The organism is Photobacterium sp. HL06, assembly GCF_059552575.1.
Map to the genome: position 1 here is coordinate 2,050,911 of NZ_CM183914.1, position 20,568 is coordinate 2,071,478.

The 20,568-nt window shown below is 44.6% G+C and carries 11 protein-coding genes; 1 reads left to right on the forward strand and 10 read right to left on the reverse strand.

What is annotated here, in order from left to right; all coding sequences use genetic code 11:
- Positions 1-140: 140 nt before the first annotated feature.
- The 9 genes from AC51G0_RS09640 to pepN all read right to left on the reverse strand — a co-directional run bounded on the left by AC51G0_RS09640 (position 141) and on the right by pepN (position 17,998).
- Positions 141-2,216 (reverse strand): DUF3466 family protein, encoded by a 2,076-nt coding sequence (locus tag AC51G0_RS09640; protein WP_496298078.1) that lies wholly within the window; start codon positions 2,214-2,216, stop codon positions 141-143.
- A complete protein-coding gene (gene uup / locus AC51G0_RS09645) occupies positions 2,216-4,141 on the reverse strand; it encodes an ATP-binding cassette ATPase Uup (protein ID WP_496298079.1) in 1,926 nt (641 codons plus the stop codon). Before uup ends, AC51G0_RS09640 begins: the two co-directional genes overlap by 1 nt.
- Positions 4,128-4,376 (reverse strand): glutaredoxin family protein, encoded by a 249-nt coding sequence (locus AC51G0_RS09650; protein ID WP_496298080.1) that lies wholly within the window; start codon positions 4,374-4,376, stop codon positions 4,128-4,130. The genes uup and AC51G0_RS09650 overlap by 14 nt, the downstream gene beginning before the upstream one ends.
- Positions 4,377-6,515 (reverse strand): bifunctional 23S rRNA (guanine(2069)-N(7))-methyltransferase RlmK/23S rRNA (guanine(2445)-N(2))-methyltransferase RlmL, encoded by a 2,139-nt coding sequence (gene rlmKL / locus AC51G0_RS09655; protein WP_496298081.1) that lies wholly within the window; start codon positions 6,513-6,515, stop codon positions 4,377-4,379. It lies immediately after the preceding gene.
- A 1,150-nt stretch (positions 6,516-7,665) separates the two neighbouring features.
- Positions 7,666-8,205, reverse strand: coding sequence for a cell division protein ZapC (locus AC51G0_RS09660; protein ID WP_496298082.1), 540 nt, complete (start codon positions 8,203-8,205; stop codon positions 7,666-7,668).
- Between the two features lie 247 nt (positions 8,206-8,452).
- A complete protein-coding gene (pyrD, locus tag AC51G0_RS09665) occupies positions 8,453-9,463 on the reverse strand; it encodes a quinone-dependent dihydroorotate dehydrogenase (protein ID WP_496298083.1) in 1,011 nt (336 codons plus the stop codon).
- Positions 9,464-9,800: 337 nt separating this feature from the next.
- The gene (locus AC51G0_RS09670) at positions 9,801-14,630 is read right to left on the reverse strand and encodes an NAD-glutamate dehydrogenase (RefSeq protein ID WP_496298085.1); all 4,830 of its coding nucleotides are present in this window, start codon (positions 14,628-14,630) and stop codon (positions 9,801-9,803) included.
- A gap of 419 nt (positions 14,631-15,049) precedes the next feature.
- Positions 15,050-15,271, reverse strand: a complete 222-nt coding sequence (locus AC51G0_RS09675) for a DUF2835 domain-containing protein (RefSeq protein WP_496298086.1) — start codon at positions 15,269-15,271, stop codon at positions 15,050-15,052.
- Between the two features lie 102 nt (positions 15,272-15,373).
- Positions 15,374-17,998 (reverse strand): aminopeptidase N, encoded by a 2,625-nt coding sequence (pepN, locus tag AC51G0_RS09680; RefSeq protein WP_496298087.1) that lies wholly within the window; start codon positions 17,996-17,998, stop codon positions 15,374-15,376.
- Between the two features lie 496 nt (positions 17,999-18,494).
- On the opposite strand from pepN, the gene pncB reads away from it, so the two are divergent.
- Positions 18,495-19,691 (forward strand): nicotinate phosphoribosyltransferase, encoded by a 1,197-nt coding sequence (pncB, locus tag AC51G0_RS09685; protein ID WP_496298089.1) that lies wholly within the window; start codon positions 18,495-18,497, stop codon positions 19,689-19,691.
- A gap of 127 nt (positions 19,692-19,818) precedes the next feature.
- Here pncB and AC51G0_RS09690 read toward each other — a convergent pair whose 3' ends face one another.
- Entirely contained in the window at positions 19,819-20,481 is a 663-nt protein-coding gene (locus AC51G0_RS09690; protein WP_496298091.1) for a lipocalin family protein, read from the reverse strand.
- Between the last annotated feature and the right edge of the window lie 87 nt (positions 20,482-20,568).

Below are 20,568 nucleotides of genomic sequence, written 5' to 3' on the forward strand. Positions count from 1 at the left end.
TCATTACAGTTTCATAATGATGGAGTTTGTGTGACTCCACTTATAAGAATTAGCCAAATAGAACGTTTGATCAACCCCAGATACAACTCAGGCTCACAAATTGTGAGCCTGAGTGAAAAATGAGCAATTTTGACAAAAAATTACTTACGACGTCTGAAACCAATCAAACCTAACAATGTCAAAGCAAACATGCCCAGTGAAGCACCTTCTCGCTTAATTGACGAGTCAACATCCGGACGCTGTTCAATCTCGCCACCCACAACTGGGATCAGCTTAACAGCAACAACCTTCTCATCTGTTCCACACTGTGATTCTTTCGTAAAGTCCTTATAGCCACCGCTACATTTGAATGCAGTCGCAGAGATCACACCAGCATCATTGATTCCTGTTGCGTTCGCAATACGAAATGCGTTGTTCTCTGAACTGAAGCTACCACCATTAGTCAAATCATCAAGCATCCACGCTTTATTAGATTGTAATGGAGATGATGGAACATCTGCACCCGCCATATAGGTAAAAGCACGCTGGCGGCGCTGACGACCATCGACCTGGTTGACAGTTTCTGAGTCCACCCAACCAACAAGCTGATTGTGATTGTTAATGGCGGCCGCAAAACCGTTAGAGCCTTTGAAGAAGATAGTCGAATCGATAGTCGTATCAAGGTTCGTCAACGTGTTGGCGGTATTGTCATACACAAACATCGTTTCAGAATAAGAACGACTTTCTACGTTATCACTTTTGGCTACACCGATAACTTTATTGTTGGTATTAATGTCCGTTGCAATAGAATAACGTATCTTACGATCATTACTCTGCTCGATATCGAGGCCTGGAATGATCTTTCTCTCCCACTGCTGCTCTGTACTGGTTAAGTCGAAGCCTGCTTTAGGTGTGAAAATTGAAGCACGAATAGCGTAGTAATCGCCGTTGGCAATATCAGCAGAATTATTATCAATAGAGTCAGTCGAGAAACCAGCAATAACAGGCTGCCCACCAACCAATGTCACTGCACGAGCTGATGCCTGGAAAGAGCGCTCTTGGGAGCCATCAGGATCTTGCGCCGCATACGCCGTACCATTTTTATCTACCCGCTCAGCCAAGAGTTTGGCATTGGGTGTTGCAGCTCCCGCATTATCAACTGTCCAGAAAACAGCATCATTGGCAAAAACAGAGAATTGACACTCTTTTTTGGAATAGAGGGTGCCCAGATCACTTGTAGTCAGGCAACTTTCAAATTCGCTCTGACTAAAAGAAAGGCGATCTTTGGATTCACTGTCTGATGGCAACTTGTTGCTATCTGAAAACTTACTCGGGCTGAATGAGGCACTACCGACAACTAGCAACTCACCATTATACTCAACCGCATCCCATGCCAGAGTCTGGCCCATAGTGGTGACCAGCGTATCCGTCGAATCTACAGGATTTAATACTGATTTTACTGCGGTTGCACCAGCGTTGACAAAACCACGCTTATTAAACTGTCGGGCATAACGGTTGTTGCTTTCAAAAAACGCCGAGCTGGTGATGCCTAACTGGTAACTACTACCTGAAAACTGGCCAATGCTGTTAACCACACCATTGGTTGTTTCATGTGTTGATACTTTGGTACCCAAAGCTGTCACAGCATCCGAATCATAAGCGGATGCATCTTCAGCAAATGTCGTTACTCGAGATAACGAACCCGCACTTGCTTCTGTTAACGGGAATGCATTGGAGAAATAGTTTTCTCCCCATGCGACCTGCTCGCGATGCAAACCACCAAAGCCAGTGCCATCCTGACGGTCACGATCGTTATAGCCTAAACCATAGTAGTTGGTATACGCCCAATCTTCACAGGTATTGAAACCTATATTACTGGTACAGTAAGAACGAAGGCTAAAATAGTCATTAATTTCCTGGCGGTTATCACTGATGAAAGGCACTTCATCACGATAATTAATCCCATCGGTACCCAACCGACTCTCACCGAAAATGGCATAGCTAGCAGCACTACAACTTTGGGCGAAGCAATTTTCAGAACCTGAGCTCGCTACACCCTGAGCATAAAACTCGACACGCTCCTGAACATCAGACGTGTTTTTACTGTAATACTGAAGCGTGCCCACACCACTGCTGGCACCATCAACTTCTACAACCTGGTAAACCGCTGCATTTGCCTGGGTTGCACTGGCGATAAGCACCGCCAGTGTAGATAACTTTAACGTCTTATGTTGCATTAGGATTCCTTCTGCATTGCCTCAAGTTCTTCCCAACGCTCAAATGCCTGCTCAAACTCTTCTTCCGCTTTTGCCAAGCGGTTTAAAGTCGCTTCAGTATCATTTTTCACGTCCTGGAAGAATGCAGGATCATTAATTGATTCCTGTAATTGAGCAATTTCGTTTTCCAGTTCTTCAATTTGTTTCGGCAGGTCTTCTAGCTCTTTCTGAAGCTTGTATGATAGCTTCTTAACAGAGCGAGAACGCGTATCCTGACGTTGTTTATTCTCATCTTTCTTCTTGGCCGCTTCAATTTGAGCCGCCTGCTCTTTCGCCCTTTGAGTCAGCGAATTCGCACGTTGTTCCTGGGCATCATGGTAACCACCGACGTATTCATCGATGACACCGTTGCCTTCGAATAACCAGCTCGTTGTTGCTGTATTATCAACAAATTGACGATCGTGGCTTACTAAAAGCAAGGTACCCTGATAGTTGGCAAGTATTTCTTCCAAAAGTTCCAACGTTTCGATATCTAAATCGTTTGTTGGTTCATCGAGTACCAATAAATTATTAGGTTTAAGGAATAGTTTTGCCAATAACAGACGGTTTTTCTCGCCACCAGACAACGCTTTTACCGGTGTACGGGCACGACGAGGGTGGAATAGGAAGTCTTGCAGGTACCCCAGCGCATGGCGAGTACGGCCATTTACCGTCACTTCCTGCTTACCATCGGCAAGGTTGTCCATTACCGTTTTTTCAGGGTCAAGCACTTCACGGTACTGGTCAAAATATGCCACTTCGAGCTTAGTACCACAGTGGAAGTTACCCTGTGACGCTTCAAGCTGCCCTAGCATCACTTTCAGTAAGGTACTCTTACCACAACCATTAGGGCCAATCAGTGCAATACGGTCACCACGCATGACATTAAAGCTAAAGTCATTAAAGATTGGCTTATCGCCATAGCTGTATGACAGGTGCTCGGCTTCAAAGACAATCTTACCGGAACGATTCGCATCCTGAAGTTGCATGTCGGCCTTACCAACCACCTCACGGCGCTCACTGCGCTCACGACGAAGCTGTTTCAGTGCACGTACTCGTCCTTCATTACGGGTTCGACGGGCTTTAATACCCTGACGGATCCACACTTCTTCCTGAGCCAGCTTTTTATCAAACTCGGCATTCTGCTCAGCTTCAACACGCAGCATTTCTTCTTTCGCTTCTAGGTAATTGTCATAATCACCAGGGAAAGATGCCAGTTTACCGCGATCCAAATCAACAATACGGGTCGACATAGAACGAATAAATGCACGGTCGTGAGAGATAAAGATGATAGAACCGCGGAACTCTTTCAAGAAACCTTCAAGCCACTCAATGGTGGATACATCAAGGTGGTTAGTTGGCTCATCAAGTAGCAGAATATCGGGATCGCATACCAACGCACGGGCTAATGCTGCTTTACGCTGCCAACCACCAGAAAGGTCTTTAAGTAGCGTATGGGCCTCTAGCTGAAGGTGCTCTAATACAGAGGCAATTTTGTTGTCAAACTGCCAAGCGTTGGCATGATCAATTTTACTCTGGGCACGTGCGAGCTTATTAATGTTCGATTCAGAAGGATCGACAGCAATAAGATCCAACAGGTGATGGTACTCTTTTAGTACCTGACCAATCTCAGCCAAACCTTCGGCAACATAATCAAACACCGTCCCCTCTGCATTACGGGGTGGATCCTGTTCGAGTCGTGAAACTCTAAGCTCTGACTGTCGCTGGATAGTACCATCATCAAGCAATACGTCACCGGAGATGACTTTCATCAACGTCGACTTGCCCGCACCGTTGCGGCCTACCAGACAAACACGCTCATTGGGTTGAAGAATAAATTCTGCACGATCGAGTAATGCATGATCGCCGTACGCTAATTGCGCGTTACCAATTTTAATTAATGCCATTGTTATTTAACCATGCTGCAAGCTCGGCGGCGTCAAACGGCCAGCCAAGTTCAGAAGTTGAGTCGGGATGTTGAATAGAAAGCACGGGGATAGTGACGCCGTAACGTGAAAAGAGCGCATCATCAAAGGCGATATCTACCACTTGAACGCGCTCTTTTACACCCGCTGCGATGAGCAGGCTATAAGCCTGCTCACAGAGATGACATCCTTCCGTGCTATATAGCGTGATTAGCACTTAGTCTTCCTTGTGTGTGATTATCCAGCAGTTATGGATCTGCTTGTTACGGGCAAAGTCCATCGGAAGTGTTTTGTCTGAGATATTCTTAGCCTGTAGGCCTAGCTCAGCCAGCTTGTCGAAATCCATCTTGAAGTGGCGCTTGTTATTCGAGAAAACAATCTGCCCTTCAGGACGTAGCATACGCTTTAAGTTTTCCATCAGCATGATATGGTCACGCTGTACATCAAAACTCTGATTCATACGCTTTGAGTTTGAGAACGTTGGCGGATCAATAAAGATCAAATCAAAAGTATCGTCAACCTCTTGCAGCCACTGCAAGCAATCTGCCTGAATGAATTCATGCTGTTTACCAACCAGATCATTCAGTTCCATGTTCTCCTGAGCCCAACGCAGGTAAGTGTTAGACATATCAACCGTCGTTGTTGATTTTGCCCCACCACATGCGGCATGAACAGTTGCAGAACCTGTATATGCAAACAAGTTTAGGAAATCTTTGCCTTGCGCCATTTCACCCAGCTTACGTCGAGTAACACGGTGATCAAGGAACAGACCTGTATCTAGATAGTCGTACAGGTTAACTTTTAGTTTTACCCCATACTCATTGACTGTCATGTGGCGTTCGGCACTTGATAGCTTCTGGTATTGACTCTTACCCTTCTGGCGCTCACGCACCTTGAGGATAACTTTGTTGTTATCGACACCTGTTACCTGAATTGTTGCGCGTAGAATATCCATAATTCGACGACGTGCAGTCTCTTCCGGAACAGTCTTAGGTGCAGCATATTCCTGGATGATTAGGTAATCATCGTACCGATCAATCGCAGCATTGTAGTTCGGCAAGTCGGCGTCATAAATGCGGTAACACTGTACGCCTTCTTTCTTCGCCCACTTACCTAGCTTGGTAATGTTCTTCTTCAGGCGGTTAGCGAAATCTGGGGCAACTTGCGTTTCTTCAAGCTGACCTTCTTTCTCGCCTTCAACCTTCTTCACTGCGCCGCCAGTGATCAAATAGCTCTTAAGCACACAATCTAATGCACCATTACGCAATTTAAATTGCTTGTCAGCACGCATACGCAGGCAGCTTAGCAGCTCATTTGATGCGGAGTAGATTGCAGCCGTCGAACCGGCAAAAGCTAACTTCAGGCGAGTACCGAAATCACTGTACAGAGAAATTAGTTCAGGTGTTGTACCTAAGCGCTCACCATACGGCGGGTTACAGATGATAACGCCGTTTTCAAAACCTTCAGGGCAAGTCAGCTGCGTCACATCGCCATATTCGAAATCAATCAAGCCTTTCACACCAGCACGACCAGCGTTATCACGAGCAATGCTCAAAACACGGTGATCCATTTCACGGCCGAAAAACTTAGTCTCAACTTTCGCAGGGCCACGACGCGCTTTCACTGTGGCTTCCGCATGGATTTCAAGCCAAGTTTCTTTATCGAAGTCTTTGATAGATTCAAAGCCCCAACGCTTCCGCTTAATACCTGGTGCAATATCTGCAGCCATCAAGGCCGCTTCGATCAGCAAGGTACCGGAACCGCACATTGGATCGAGTAGTGGCTTGTCTTTAGTCCAGCCACTCTTAATAACCAGTGCCGCTGCATGGGTCTCACGCAGTGGAGCTTTACCTGCTTCGGTTCGGTAGCCACGCTGATGCAGGCCACTGCCGGCCATGTCCAGGCCAAGTACCCCTTTCTCACCAGAAAGGCGCATGTGGATCCGTAGTTCTGGACGTTCACGATCAATGCTAGGACGACGTAGGTCCGCTTTAGTAAAGCGGTCAACGATCGCATCTTTTACTTTCATCGCGCCATATTGGCTGTTGCGGATTTCTCGGTTGGTACCATTAAAGTCAACGATAATACGCGTATCGCTACTAAAGTAGTTTGGCCAGTTGATTGCCGCCGCACCCAGGTACAAGTCCATGTCATCACGGACATTAAATTCGCTCAGTACTTGGATGATCCGCGACGAGATACGTGTCCACAAACAACAACGGTAAGCCGTTGATTGTTCAGCTCGAAAACGTACGCCGGCATGGACAACCTGGATCTGTTGCGCACCAAGTTGTTCTAATTCTTCTGCAAGGAGGTTCTCAAGACCTCGGGAGGTAATAGCTAGATATTGATTCATGGAATTCTTTTCGCACTTATGTTGCTGAGAATTATAACCGAAAACAGCATAAATACCTCGCTCTAAAGGCTGTCATTACGGTTATTTAGCCAAAAAAGCACCAAAAATAGTCAGTCATTTGATAAGCCGTTTTTTATCCCTGTCCTGGAAAGAAAAAAAAGGTTACTTATTGTCCAATTTCTGTCCTTCATCAATTGCCTTTCTTAACCAGCAAGCGATTCGTCAAAGATAAAGAGCTGGCTTCACCACTTTGCTATTGATAACTGAATACGAAACTTTGTTGGTATTGGTGATTGAAGGAAACCATATAGAAAACCTTTCCGACTGATTGTTTCAATACGTAAACAATAGAAACAGCCCCATATTAAGCCCACCTATAAAAACCATCACCAAAGCAGAAACAATCATAAATAAAATTGTTTCCACAAGGAAACATACAGATAAGCCACTAATTTTATTAACCTTTCTAAATTACACCCATAGAAACAATCGTATGCTTTGCTCTTATTGGAGACGCTAAATGATGGTCTTTCTGATATGAGTAGAATGCTCACTCCTGATACTTTCCTAGTGGGAAACTATTTCCTGATAGGAAAAAATAGCCATGTTACTTATTTTCAAACAAAGGGGAAAAGAGGAAGATCCTTGAGAAATGCGTGAGATTCTTGCTTAAATATATAGTACTTTTTTGCTATTTAATGGCAAAAAGAGGCAAAAAATAATTGCTATTTTTTTAAGATTTTTCGATTAAAATCACTTATTTCGCTCAAGAATTATCCTTTTTAGCCCTAAAAATTAAATGCGCTTATCTTGAGCAGCGTTAACCACTAGGGGTTATTTCTCTTACAAGGCCTAATCTTGGCCTTCAAACCAATGCTCTAGATGCACCTCGCCTATTCAGGCTCTCTAATGGCCCGCTAAACGATTTGTTTAGTACTTGCTATAGCTACGCGCTAAACAAGGCTGAAGCTCATACGAATAGTTACGAGTAGTTAAGGGAATTGTGGGTAAATGAAGAAATCTACGCCTAGCGAAACGCAAGCGACAAGCTGAAGGAAAGAAAAGTATAGGAAGTAAAAAAGACTTTGGGACATTAGCAAGGCAGCCTAGAGAAGCTCACAGAGAGAGGTTGTGAGATCTTAACCAGTCGCTACCCTACTAAAGCAAAATTCAGTGGCAGTTCTTTTGTGAAGGCTTGCATACGGTCGTTCATGACCTTGATGGTATCGCAGAAAGCCATCTCTTTTGTTGATGTCAGGGCAAGAGGCTCCACGTCAGCCAGCATACACAGGCTGGCACAGCCGCTGTTCTCAATCACCAGGTATTTTGCCGGGCCTGATTCAGCATGTAATGTGATAATGTCACCATTCTCCGGCTCACAATCACCCTGCTGAGTTTCAAAGAACCAGCTTTTAGGCATCATAGGTTTGTGAAAACGGCTAGCCGCAACAGCATTCAACGCCAATTCGGCTTTTCTTGGCTCTGAAAGCTCAAGCTGAGCGATGCTTTCTCTGTAGGATTGGAAGATGCTTGCATCGTCTACCGTAAAAACCGTTCGTTCATAGGCGGAAGTAACAAGATGCTTGGTTGGAATAGATACACGGAAAACCATTTCGTCCCCCAAATCTAGCATCAGGGAATCAACCTTATGGTCGTAATACCACATCCATGAATTATTAGGCTTCAGCACGTAATTGCTCCAAAATCAGTTCTTTATACTGCTTATCCAACGATATAGAAAAAACTTTAGGAGAATTTTACTGCTCCGATGACAAAATAAAAGGGGAAATAAAATACTGATCTTAATGCAGTTATACTGAAAGTTTGACAAAAAGCGGGGATTATCAATAGTGAAATATAAAGCTTCAACAAAAAAGTACCTGCCAGGTATCACCCAGACAGGTACTTTGCAGTTATCACTGATCTTTAATATCTGCTTAGATATTGGTTACGATATCTTTAACCAATTTAGGCCCATGGTAGATGAAGCCAGAATAGATCTGTACCAGTTGCGCACCAGCCATCATCTTTTCACGTGCAGCAACAGCAGAGTCGATACCACCTACCCCAATGATCGGCAACGCACCATCAAGTTCTTCTGCCAAGCGGCGGATCACTTCGGTACTGCGGTTCTGTAGAGGGCGGCCGCTCAAACCACCTGCTTCATCACAGTGCGGCATATCTTTAACCAATGAACGATCCAGCGTAGTGTTGGTTCCGATCACACCATCAATATCATTGCGGATCAACGATTCAGCGATCTGAACAATTTCCTGATCTTCTAGATCTGGCGCGATCTTCAATGCCAGCGGTACATATTTACCATGCTTCTCGGTCAGTTCTTTCTGTTTCTGTTTGAGTTGAGACAGCAGATCGTCTAATGCATCGCCATACTGGAGTGAGCGTAGCCCTGGCGTGTTAGGAGAGGAAATATTGACGGCAATGTAACCGGCGTATGGGTACACCTTCTCCATACAGATCAAGTAATCTTCCGCGCCCTTCTCTACCGGTGTATCTTTATTTTTACCGATATTGATACCGATAACACCATCATATTTGGCTTTTTTAACGTTCTCTACCAGGTTATCAACACCGAGGTTGTTAAAACCAAAACGGTTGATAATACCTTCTGCTGGAATAACACGGAACAAGCGTGGTTTGTCATTGCCCGGCTGCGGACGAGGTGTCACAGTGCCCACTTCTACAAAACCAAAGCCCATCGCACCAAATGCATCAATGCACTCGCCGTTTTTATCTAGGCCTGCGGCCAAACCGACTGGGTTTTTAAATTTGATGCCCATTACTTCAACGGGACGATCAGGAACATGTTGACGATAGAAGAGATCGAGAGGAGTGCCAGTAAAGCGAGAAAAGTTCTGAATAGCTAGATCATGTGCTTTTTCAGCGTCAAGCTTGAAAATTGCAGATCGAGCGAGGCGGTAAATCATTGTACCTCCTTAAAAAAGCCCCGTATAAACGGGAGAACATTATTCACAGTTTAGTCTCTTAGTTCAAATAGTATTTTGCAAAATTTCATCAGAAAAACAGTCACTTCCTTGGTTTACAAGGGATTAGGCCACAAAATAATATTTATACCCTCCCTATTGATGCAAACGATTTCGTTGCTTAGTTTAAAAAACGACCAAGGATAAAACAAAATCGAATTCTCATTCAAACTGTAGCAATTGCTCCCCTGTCTCAGCACAAACGTAAAAAAGGCCATTACGTCTTATGACATAATGACCTTTGATATATTGTGTGAAGAATCACAGCCTAATTGTTAGCTTACATTGATGAACGACAGTTCAAGTTCAGCAACATCAGCTCACGCAGTGCAACTGAGAACTTGGCAAACTCATGGGTTGTACCCACCTTGAATTCTGCAAGTACAGTATCCCAACGATGGATAGCAGCTTTATGCTGATCCATCCAGTTCTCAATCAGCTCTTCAGCTTGTTCACCCTCTGGGCAGGTGGTGATCACCGCTGACGTCAGCTGGCGCTGCTGCCAATCAAGATCTTCTCGGAATGATGCACGGGCCAATGCCTGCCAATGGTTTTCAACCGGCTGGTTATGAACCTGTTTCAGGAACCAGTGTAGTGATAGGTCAGCACCGACAACAAAGTACACACGTGAGATAAAGTCGATATCTTTATCCAGCTCTTTCGCAATCTGGGCAATATCCATTGAAGAATACAAGCTGCTCAAGCGTGCAATGTTGTGTGCCAGATCCTCAGGAACACCCTCTTTGATCATGCTGTTAGCTTGATCGTTATGCTCTTGGACCTCTTCCGTTACGAGGTAACTTTCAAGGTTATCCCGCAGCTTCTGTACAATCGGCTGATAGAAAGTGATCTGTTGTTCGATGCCCAGCTTGCGATCACGGTTGCGTAAGATCCAACGCGTAACACGACGCAGCATACGACGACAGCGGTACAGCATTTCATACTGTACTTCTGCCGAGATAACGTTATCTAGCTCTCGGATCTGAGTGAAGAACTGGTCAAAGTTAAATATTTCACGGCCTACCGCATAAGCAGATGATATCTCAACGACTGTCGATCCCGTTTCCTCCTGCAAGCGAGTAACGAAGTTACAGCCCATCTCGTTAGACATCTGGTTTGCCAATGAGGTCGCGATCAGCTGTTGTTTCAGCGGGTGATGCTCCATCTGCGAACGGTATTTATTCTGCAACTCTTTCGGGAAATAGGCCGGTAACAAACGTGCATGGTACGGATCATTGGCGATCTCATCAGTTACCATATCTTCTTTCAATACCATCTTGCCGTAAGCAACCAGTACTGCTAATTCTGGACGGGTTAGCCCCAGACCTGACTTCTCACGCTCTGCCAGCGTATCATCATCAGGTAGGTATTCCAGTGCACGATCCAGTTTGCCTTCTTTCTCTAGGTAGTGAATGAAGCGGACCTGCTCTTTCAGCAGTTGTACTTGCTGTTGCTGAGTCACAGAAATTGACTCACTCTGGCAATAAGCATTGTCCAGGACAATGTCACCCACTTCATCTTCCATACGTTCTAGCAGCTCGTTACGCTGCTTGTATGTCAGATCGCCACCAGCAACCAGGCTGTTTAGAAGGATCTTGATGTTGACTTCATTATCCGAGCAGTCAACGCCACCAACGTTATCGATAAAGTCGGTATTCACCAAACCGCCTTTCGCTGCAAACTCGACGCGGCCCAGCTGAGTCATACCCAGGTTACCACCTTCACCAACAACTTTGGCCCGTAGATCGCTACCATTGATACGTAGCACGTCATTGGCGCGGTCACCTACATCAGTGTGGGTCTCACTCTGTGATTTCACATAGGTACCGATACCACCATTCCACAACAGATCCACTTCCATTTGCAGGATCATGCGAATGAGTTCATTTGGCGGCATGCTTTGCTTACGGGTACCCAGCAATTTCTGGATTTGAGGTGTTAGCTTGATCGACTTGCTACGACGCGAGAAGATCCCGCCCCCTTCTGAGATCAAGCTTTGATCATAATCTTCCCAACTTGATCGTGGTAGATTGAACAAGCGATTACGCTCTTCCCAACCTGACGCCGAGTCCGGATTTGGATCTAAGAAGATGTGCATATGGTTAAATGCAGCAACCAAACGGATATGCTTGGATAGCAGCATACCGTTACCAAACACGTCACCCGCCATGTCACCAACACCAGCACAAGTAAAGTCTGTTGTCTGACAGTTTATACCGAGTTCACGGAAGTGGCGTTTCACTGATTCCCAGCCACCTCTTGCAGTAATGCCCATCTGCTTATGGTCATAGCCATTCGAACCACCAGAAGCAAATGCATCACCTAACCAGAAGTTATAGTCATCTGATACCGAGTTGGCCAGATCAGAGAATGTCGCTGTTCCCTTATCGGCAGCAACAACCAAATACGGGTCATTTTCATCATGACGGACAACATTTGCTGGTGGAAGCAGCTCGCCATCAACAATATTATCGGTAACATCAAGCAAGGCACGAATGAAACGTTTATAACAACGCTGACCTTCTGCCCAGATTTCTTCTCGTGTTGACATTTGTGGCTGACGTTTACAAACAAAGCCACCCTTCGCACCTACCGGTACAATCACGGTGTTCTTAACTTGCTGTGCTTTAACCAGACCAAGAATTTCAGTACGGAAATCTTCTTGGCGATCCGACCAACGCAGGCCACCACGGGCTACTTTGCCGCCTCGCAGATGAACACCTTCGATATCAGGCGCATAAACAAAGATCTCGAAAAACGGAACAGGTGCTGGAATTTCAGGGATTTCAGACGGGCGCAACTTCAGAGAAAGCCAAGGCTTCGAATTGCCCTGCTCATCTTTCTGATAATAGTTGGTACGTTGCGTCGCCATAATCATATCCATATAACGACGAATGATCCTGTCGTCATCAAGGCTTTCTACATGATCCAGTTTCTTGTTCAGTTTCTTAATCAGATCTTGCTCAGCTTTTTCCGAGTGCTTCTTCGCTGGATCAAAACGCAAGGTGAACAGCGCGACAAGATCACGAGCCAAATCGCTGTGACTTGATAGTGTTTCTTCAATATAGTGCTGGCTGAACGGGAAACCAACCTGTCGCATATAACGTGCAAAACTACGTAGAATTGTAATTTCGCGGCCAGTCAGACCAGCGCAGAGTACTAAACGGTTAAAGCCATCACTTTCGAGTTCACTATGCCAAATCGCAGAGAATGCTTCCTGGAAACGATCGCGAGCCTCACTAAGGTCAATACCCGTGCAAGCATTGTGAAGCATTGCAAAATCAAGGATCCAGTAAACCGTTCCATTCGCAGTAACCACTTGGTACGGCGACTCACCTATCACGCGCAAGCCAAGATTTTCAAGCATTGGCATAACATCAGAAAGGTGGATCGGCTGCTCTCGGTGGAAGAGTTTCAACTTCACAAAGTGAGAATCAACAGCCTCTTCTTGTGGGCGGTAGAACAGCATTCCCAGCTTATGGCCTTCACTTAAGCGTTCAAGCTGTTCAATATCTGCAACCGCAGAGCCCGGCAGCATCTGCTCTTTATAAGAGCGAGGGAATGCACGGGAATAATTTTTCGCCAACACCGTACCTTGGCTTTCACCAAAGTTAGCAACCAATGAAGCACTCAGACGATCTTCCCACGCTGATGCGGCTTCGACTAAGTTATGCTCGATGGCTTTCACATCAACATCAAAGTTATTATTAGCAACTCGCACAATATAATGAGTTCTCGCTAGCGGGCTTTCAGAGAAGAAAGTGGTGAATTCGACGTTTTGGTCTGAACCAAAATAATCTTTAAGAACTTCCTGAGTTTTTCTCCGCAGCTCTGTGTTGTAACGCTCTTTGGTTACATACACCATGCAGGAGAAGAAACGACCAAAAGGATCACGGCGAACAAATAAGCGGAGTAGATCACGGTCCTGCATCTGCACCACGCCACAACCTACATCCAGCATTTCTTTTTCATTAGCCTGGATGAGTTCATCTCGTGGATAAGTTTCGAGCAAGTTATTCAGTGCTTTCCATGAATGAGAGCCTGCCGGATAACTACTCGCTTCAAGGATCCGTGACATTTTATTACTGATCAGCGGAATATTCATTGCCGTCTGATGATAAGCTGTCGACGCATAGAGGCCAGTGAAACGGTGCTCACCAACGACATTACCATCTTTATCAAATTGCCTTATACCAATGTAATCGGAGTAAGCCGGACGGTGAATTTTCGATTTACCATTACTCTTGGTCAGAATAAGCAGCTCAGGTTTACGCGCTTCAAAACGAGCAGATTCCGGTAACTCAGAAAGGCGCAATGTTCTTGCTTTTTTGGGTTTACTTGACAGACCGAGCCCTTTTTCATCACATGGGATCAGCTCGTAGTCTCCTTCTATAGGTACCAAGTTATATTTGTGGTACCCCATAAAGGTGAAGTTATGACGGTTTACCCAGTCTAGGAAGGCAATGGCTTCTTCACGTTGAGCGTCATCAACAGGCAATTCGGCCGTTTTCAGCTCTTTGACAATGTCCTGCATTTTACTCTGCATTTGTTGCCAATCGTTTACCACGAGATCCACATCTTGCAGCACTTGTTCTAGTTCTTCTTTTAGTGCTTTCATCTCTGTTTTTTCGTTAAGACGATCGACTTCGATGTGGAAAAGAGTCTGAAGATCACCATCTTTGCCGCATGCTTCACTAATCGCTCCACTTTCATTTCGTTTGAAATAATAAGGGCCATTCAGCATAAGGTGACTGGTGATGCCAAGGCGGGTTAAGGTCATGCGGACAGAGTCCACAAGGAAAGGACGGTCAGGTGTTACAATTTCAACTACGGTATGGGTAGACTGCCAACCATAGCGGCTTAGCGTCGGATTATATACACGTACTGAAATTTGATCTGGTTTGTTTTGCACAAGGTGATGCCATAAGCTCAGTACAGCACCATATAAGTCAGATTCATTCCGTTGAAGCAGATCATCATCTGCCAGTTGACCTAACAATCTTTGAGCAAAAACTTCTACGAGTGACTGCTGAGGTGTCTCAATCTTATCCTGGATTAAGCCATACACTTTCTCAAGCAATACCGGCACGATAGCGTCTGGTGCGGTCATAGCAAATGCTCCATCGTTATATCTTTTATCAATGAGTATAGGTTTTTATCGCAATTTCATGCGCTAGTTGGGGATTCTAGCGATTGAAATCGGAATTCATTCCGTGAGTGCTATTGTAGGGGGTTTTGTTGCGAAATGGTTACGTTAATAACACTGAAAAGGAAAGAAAAAATCGAATATGTGACTAAGGTAAAGGTTTTGACTGGCCGGAACATCTGACATTGGTGAAAACAGCAGCTATCAATAAACATTGCTGTGTGAATTGGTCTAACCAATTATTTATACTATTAATTTCACTTATTTAGATTAAGTATTTTATGTGAATAATTACGCAATAACTTAGCAATTAATAAAGTTACTGTAATGATTCTAACCCAATCATAATTGTTAATTAATTGTAATCACCAACAAGGCATCTATCAGCCAATCAGCTCGAGAGCATCCAATCGGTTTTGGGCATTAACAGTGATCCGAAACCGCCCTTTTACACCAAGCTGACTTAAGAATGGTCTAAACCGTGATGCGGGTAACTGTAACTTCAAACCATTGTCGGTCACGACCAACACCGTACTGGCAGCGCCAGAGTAATGATTAAGGTATGACTGATAAGAGATAGAGACGGAGAAGGTATATGATTTCATTGAAAAGCGGGTCCTAGATCCTGGATCCTTGTTCCTTAAGACCAAGGAGCAAAAAGAAAAGCCTCCTATATAAGGAGGCTCATATCATATGGTCAAACAGACTTACTGTTCTAGTGCTTTCTGTACTTTCTCGAACAGATCTTTGGCTAGATTATCTAGCTGAGACAGTTTCTCTAGTTCCGCTCGCATAAGAGCCTGACGTTGCTCATCATACTGGCGGTACTTCAGGAATGGTTCAATCAGACGAGAAGCAACCTGAGGGTTACTCGTATTAAGCGCCGTCAGGATCTCAGTCAGGTATTGATAACCTGATCCGTCTTTCGCATGAAAACGTACCGGGTTATTAGCGCAGAAACTCGCCACCAAACTACGGGTACGGTTCGGGTTCTTCAGATCAAAAGCGGCATGCGACATGGTATTACGTACATTTTCCAAGGCATTTTCTGCTGAGTTTTTGCCCTGCAGAATAAACCATTTATCCATTACCAGACCATCATGCGTCCACTTGTCGCTAAAGTCAGCCATTTGAGCCTCACGACAATCTAGTTGTGCATCATTTGCGGCTGACATCGCTGCCATGGTATCGGTCATATTATCTGACTGCTGGTACTGCGCTGAAACCAGCTTGTCACCATTTTCAGTATTTGCCAGATAGGCCAGGCAAGTATTGCGTAATGCACGCTGTGCCATTGCCTCATGCGAGATGCTATATTCTGCCTGTGCAAGACAATGGTAAATAGCTGACAGCTCATCTTCCATTTCGCTCGCCAGTACATTTTCTAGCTGGCTCACCACCTCATGGATTGCATCTACATCAACGGTGTTGTACCAGCCTGCAATTTCATTCTCGCTCGGTAATGTCAGCATTTCAGCGATAAACGCCGGATCCAGATCCTCATCAAGCAAAACACCACGGAAAGCATCTACAACAGAAGCTGGTAATTCAAATGTTTCACCCTGCTGTACTCGCTGAACATTTTCACGGATATATTTTGCCAGCAAGATTTGACCTGCATCCCAGCGGGCAAATTCATTACGGGCATGAACCATCAAGAAGGCTAGCTCATCGTCTGAATAGTCGTACTCAAGAACAACAGGAGCAGAAAATTCACGCAGCATTGAAATCACAGGCTGCTCATTGATGTTATCAAATTCAAACACCTGCTCAGTTTCAGTTACATCAAGGACATGGTGAACCTTCTCGCCGTTACGCTGTAACTCAATGACATCACCGAGACGGTTATACAGTTCTATATCAAATGGAATATGCAGAGGAAGTTTCTCTTCCTGCCCTGGTGTTGCAGCTGTGTGTTGCTTAACAGTGACGCGGTAACACTTCTGTTTTGCATCATAAGCCGTTGTAACATTTACAACTGGTGTACCTGCCTGGCTATACCAACGGCGGAAATGCACAAGGTCGACACCTGAAGCATCTTCCATCGCCTGAACAAAATCATCGCATGTTGCTGCCGTGCCATCATGTCGTTCAAAGTACAACTTCATACCAGCCTGGAATTTATCTTCTCCCAGCAGAGTATGCATCATACGGATCACTTCACTGCCCTTCTCATACACAGTCAGCGTATAGAAATTATTCATCTCAATCACTTTTTCAGGGCGAATTGGATGAGACATCGGGCCACGGTCTTCTGCAAACTGTGGACCACGCATGATACGCACGTTATTGATACGGTTAACTGGGCGTGAACCAAGATCAGAAGAAAACTCCTGATCACGGAATACCGTCAAACCTTCTTTAAGGCTAAGCTGGAACCAGTCTCGGCATGTGACGCGGTTACCTGTCCAGTTGTGGAAATACTCATGACCGATAACCGCTTCAATGCCCTGGTAATCTGTATCTGTAGCCGTCTTCGCATTAGCTAGAACATACTTGGAGTTGAAGACGTTCAAGCCTTTGTTCTCCATTGCGCCCATGTTGAAGAAATCTACCGCCACAATCATGTAGATGTCCAAGTCATATTCAAGACCGAAGCGCTCTTCATCCCACTTCATCGAATTGACCAGTGAGGTCATCGCATAGTCAGCACGATCTAGGTTGCCTTTATCGACAAAGATTTCCAACTCAACGTTGCGGCCACTCATTGTGGTATACGTATCACGAAGCACGTCGAAATCACCGGCGACAAGCGCAAACAAATAACTTGGTTTCGGGAACGGGTCTTGCCACTGTACCCAGTGTCGACCGTTGTCCAAATCGCCGGAATCGATACGGTTACCATTACTTAGCAGATATGGGAACTCAGCCTTGTCTGCAATCACTTTTGTTGTGAAGCGGGCCAGGACATCCGGGCGGTCCAGATAAAAAGTAATACGGCGGAAACCTTCGGCTTCACACTGAGTACAGAAACCACCACCAGATTTATACAAGCCTTCCAGTAACGTATTGGCTTCTGGATTGACTTCTGTCTCGATGATTAGTTCGAATTCAGCAGGGACACCATTAATCGTCAGATTGGTTTCTGTCTCAACATAATCGGTCCAAGATTCGCCATTAACTTCAATACGAACAAGTTTCAGGCCATCACCATCGAGTACCAAAGGTGCTTGCTGCTCAGCAAGTCGCTTCACTTGGCTGATAGCAACAATACTCGCTGCTGTATTATGGAGGTCAAACTCAAGGGCGATATCGGTAATCGTGTATTCAGGAGCCTGATAATCAGCACGATATTTTGCTGTCGGCTGTGTTGTCGTCGGTTGTTCGGCCATATTGGTTTCCTTAATTATCCGCATTGGGCATTTATGCCATTGATAAGCGGCTGACACTTGTCATTATTCTGTCTTTAAGGCTCTCAAACAAGAGTAACCTCATGGATATATGAGATGCTCATAACAAAGACAAATCAGCTGGTGAAGAACCAAACAATTTGATGAATTATAGTGCCTAACCATGCTTCGCAAATCGTTTGGTTGTGACAACTGATATCATATATCCCATTCAGAATGTGGCTATGTGTTTTGACTATACTTAACAAAGCAATCCAAAATCGCGCATGCTATTGATTTTGCAGTATCACTAACCTGTTTAACCCGGTGATTTATAGAGGATTGCTCTTTATTGAAATAATATGGTGAGTAGACTTGTTGTTTTCAAGGTTAGCGTAAGGTACTGCCCAATTTTTTTAGTCTAATTGGGATAATTTAGGCCAAATTAGGCTCAAAATAATGTAAAATTCTTGGATTGCGATAGACAACTACATTAGCTATGACTCATACAGGACACACTGGGGTTATCGACTCCCTGCTTGACACCGATGCATATAAGCTTCATATGCAGCAAGCGATTTTTCATCAATACCCTAATATTGAAGCGGCCGCAGAATTTCACTGCCGAAGCCAAGAAGACCTCCGTCCTTACTGTAACGATATCCAGGCCCAGGTAAACAAACTGGCTGATCTTTCTTTTACAGAGGAAGAGCTGGCTTATCTTGCAACGCTGCCTTTCTTCAAAGCTGACTACTTAGACTATTTAAAAAGCTTCAAGCTTGATAGCAGCCAAGTTGCTATTGATGCCTCCGGCGAGCAGCTCGCGATTAAAATTACCGGTAAGTGGATTGATGTCATTCTTTGGGAAGTACCTCTGCTAGCAATAATCAGTGAAGTACGATCGTCAAAGTGCTATCCAGAATCATCTGCAGAAGATGCGATTAAGCAACTAGAACGTAAGCTTGCCGATTTCTATAGCAAGGCTGAAGATACCGACCTAAGCCAATTTGCATTGGTGGATTTTGGTACCCGCCGCCGTTTCTCTAAAGATGTTCACCATCAGGTTGTTGATTTCTTAAAAAGCAACATGCCTGAGTTTAAAGGTACATCGAACTATCATCTAGCCCGTACTCGCAACCTGACACCGGTTGGTACCCAGGCACATGAATGGTTCCAAGCTCACCAACAACTGGCTGGCGAACTGGCTGACTCACAACAACTAGCCCTAAACCGCTGGTTACAGGAATACCCGGACTCGCTAGGTATCGCCCTAACTGATTGCATCAATATGGATGCTTTCTTACGTGATTTTGACTCTCGCCTGTCACAGCGCTTTTCTGGCCTTCGCCATGATAGTGCTGACCCAATAGCCTGGGGTGAAAAAGCCATTAAGCACTATGAGTCGTTAGGTATCGATCCAAAAACGAAGACTTTGGTATTTTCAGATAGCCTGACACTCGATAAGGCACTGTCTATCTACAAGCACTTCGTACACCGTGTCAATATTAGCTTCGGTATTGGCACCCAGCTAACTTGCGATCTTCCCGATGTAAAAACCTTGAATATCGTTATTAAGCTAACTGAGTGCGAAGGTCGTCCGGTTGCAAAAATTTCAGACGAACCTGGCAAAAGTATTTGCCGAGATGAAGACTACCTATCGCAGCTACGCCAAGCGTTCAAGATAGTAAATAGCTAGTTTCTAGTTTCTAGTTTCTAGTTTCTAGTTTCTAGTTTCTAGTTTCTAGTCAAGGCTAAAAAGGCTTGCGAAATCGCAAGCCTTTTTATTTGTGCACATTAGCTTATAAACAAACGAAATAACCGTCCTACTCTCTTTGCATAATAGCTTCCATTCCGAACTGTTTATTTGTCAGCGTTAAGGTATCCGAGCCGAGTAAAAACTGGCTATCATGCTGGCCGTCTTCATAAATTAAAACAATGCGGTCATCTTCTATAAAGTAGATCCCCTGATGTTCTTTTTTCTTACCATCAGAGCCTGACACTTCGGCAGAAAATAAAAAGTCAGGACGTAAAGAGATGGATAATTCAGACACCGCATCTCCAACATCATTTCCAGAAATACGGGATGAGCGCCAAGTTCCAGGTAAGTTTTCTGGTGCCAGCTTCGTAAACCTTGCCCCATCTAACAGAAACTGGTTGTAACTCAACATATAGCTGTGTTGCTGTTCTGGTTGACCTTTTGATAAAAAAGTCACTGTAGTTTCATCGATATCATATTTACCATCCCACTCTTCAACTGTGCCATCAATTTGAAGTAATCGTATTACAAACCGATAAGAGGATTTAAACTTAATATTCATTGCCCGATAGCTTGTACCTTCGCTATCGACTCCTTCTTCAGAGCTACTGAACCAATACCAATCACCTAATAATAGAGGGTAATCAAACTCAGTTAAATCATCGGCATACAAATGAGAACTAAATGAACTAAAGAATAATACAATCGCAACCAAAAATGATTTAAACATAGCACTACCCCAACTACGAATTAAAGCTCTCCTTAAACCCTAGTCTGCAATGCTATTTTGCGCCTTAAAATATGATGGATGTCACAT